This window comes from Gilliamella sp. X-60 (assembly GCF_057063585.1).
Map to the genome: position 1 here is coordinate 1 of NZ_JBXSQJ010000043.1, position 2,855 is coordinate 2,855.

Below are 2,855 nucleotides of genomic sequence, written 5' to 3' on the forward strand. Positions count from 1 at the left end.
TTTTTAGTACTGCATCTTCAAGGAATTGATCTCCCATTGGATCGACTAATGCAAGTTCAATTAGTCGCCTTTGTTCCAAATTTAGACTTTCTAAAAATGCTTTTGATTCCGCCGCGGTAAGACCTTCTGCCATTAATACATCTACCGCATTAATACTAACTGGTGCACCAATTTCACTCGGGCGTACTAGATACCACGCAGCTCTAGCTAAATTGTTATTCTCAACCGCATTTTTCCCCGCAGCAACGCCAGTATTCACATCTTGAATATCACCACCTGCAGCGGCTATCGCAAGGCCGGTCGCTAGTTGTGATAGGGCGCTGACTTTTTGCCTTTCTTCTTGACTTAGGTCTTTGATGTCTTTATCGGGGTAAAGAATACCCGCAATAACTTCAGCACCCCGTTCACTTGCGGCAGCGCCTAAGCCACCCACAAGCGCGGAATTGCCTTGCAGTTCGGCTACCACCGCACCGAGTATGGCATGGCTGACGGTGTTGGCGAGGGTGTTTCCTTCGGTCTGTTGTTTGATAATTGTAGCAATTTTTGGTGCAAGTGCCCCTGCGGCTGCCCCTGTCATATCACCACTGATTAAGCCGTTGATAAGGCTAACGGCCATATCGATGCCTTGACGGGTTTCACTGCCCATCGCCGACATCCCTTGGTTCATGGCTTTTTCGTAGGCTTTTTCGTAGATTTTTTGTTGTTCTTCTTCTGTTAGTCCCTTGTTTTTGTTTTCTTCTTTTGCCTTTTCAACCGCTTTTTTCGCTTCTGATTCTGCTCGCATACGGTCTATATGGTTGAGCATCGTTAACGTTTCACCACCTATCTCACTCACTAACTGTGTTTGCTCGATGATGTCTTGCTCTTTCTCTTTGTTAAAGATATGGTTGAGCTCGTTATTGGCATGCTCCGTATCCCGACTTAACTCGTTGATATCTTGTTTTTGTTCATCTTTGTTGCGGATAATTATCGTCCCTTCCGATACCGCTGAATGCGTGGTCGAACGTTCACTTTCGCTTTTGTTGCGACTGGTTGGCATCGATGGCATACCGCTCGAGCTAACGCTTGCACTGCTGCTACTCACTTTGTAGTCCGCTTTGTTTTCTATATCACTAAAGCTGATTGTGCCCGTGTCTAGACGGTTTTGACTCTTGTCTTCCGCTTCTGACGATATCACCGCACCTTTTAAGTCGGTGTTGTTGCCAACCTTGATGTCAAAGCCACCCTTGCCCGCAAAAATACCCGATTGGTCAGTGACACTTTGCCAGTTGCTGTCCATCTTGGTCTTGCTTGCAGAAGCATTGAAACTACCGCCACCCCCTAATGAAACACTGCCTCCTACCGAGGTCGAGCTGCTTTTTGAGTGGAACTCGTCGCTGTCTTGCTTCGATTCAATATTGAGGTCATGACCAATATCAGCAACCACCCTATCACCTTTGACTTGTCCAGCGATAATGTTGGCGTCATTACCGGTGATAATAGTAAGCTTGTTACCCGCTTCAACCACGCTTTCGGTCCAGTCTGTGCCATTGCCTTTTTCGCGTGATTTGCTTTGGCTGGCACTGGCCGAGATGTTAAAGCCATTTTTTTGTCCACCAAAGTTATAACCCACACCCACCAAACCACTGCTATTCTTCTCTTTAGTGTCTGTTTTGGTCGTGTTTTCTTGTCCGATGATGTTTACATCATGGTTCGCCTTGAGCATCGCATCATGACCCGCTGACACCTGACTGCCAATGATGTTGATATCGCCGCTCTCTTTTTCACCATTGCCCGTCGCAATAATGCTGACATTGCGACCCGCCGATATCGAGGAGCCCACTACCGTATGTTGCTCTTGGTTTACCGTCCGTTGGGTCTTTTCACTGCCCACGCTGACATTAATCCCAATTGAGGCTTCTGGCGTGCCATTTTGTAAATTCGCCCCCGCCTCTAACGCTGCATTGCCCGCTTGTAAACCCGCTTTGATGTTCATCAATGCTTTGGTTTTGTCATTTTTCTGTTTTTGTGCTTGCTTGCGGGTTTGATTGGCGTTGTAAATATCACTGACCGTGCCGGTAACCGCCACCGTCACCCCTGATTTTTTACGTTCATACTCTTCTTGATACGTCGTTTTCGCATCTAATGCTTCGATATTGACGTTTTCGCCTTGCATTCTAATATCACGCTGCGCAATAACATCACTGCCTTTGATATTTAGGTCTTTGCCCGCTTGTATCTTCACATTGCCATCAGTACTGCCAATTACACTGCCCACAAAGGCTTGTTCGGTGTTGGTCTGTTTTAAGGACTCTTTTTCTTTACCCGCCGTAAAGCCTATCCCACCACTGCCCATTAACCCCGATTTTTTGGTCTTGATTTCGTCTTTTCGGTAATACGACTCTTCCGCCGCATCAATCGTGATATCTTTGCCTGCGCCAAGATTCACATTATGCGTCCCAACCACTTCACTGCCCGTCACGGTTAAATGGTTGCCCGCATTAATGTTCACCCTGTCACCATAAACCCCACTGCCTTTTTGCGTGATATTATCGACCTCAATATCTTCAGTAATTGAACCCTTATTGAGTAAGCCTTTGGTTTTGGCTTTGTGATGCTCGGTTAACTGTAAACGCGCTTGCTCACTACCGATATTAATATCATGCTCGGCTAGGATATTTAAGCGCTTATCGCTCGATAATGCCGCCGATTTCGCCAAGATATCATGCCCCGCAATTAAGTTAAGGTCACCTTGGGTTAACAGTTCACTGCCCACCACATCTTCAATATCAACCTTGTGTGAGTGATTCTTATTCCATATCGCGTCTTGATAGCTTTCTGTCTTTAAGGTCGATAAATTGATATCGTGCCCCGCT

Annotated in this window: 1 protein-coding gene; it reads right to left on the reverse strand. The window is 46.4% G+C overall.

From position 1 onward, the window contains the following. Positions 1 to 2,855, reverse strand: a 2,855-nt coding sequence (locus ACYIAM_RS12890) for a hemagglutinin repeat-containing protein (RefSeq protein ID WP_483748544.1), incomplete at both ends; no start/stop codon positions are given.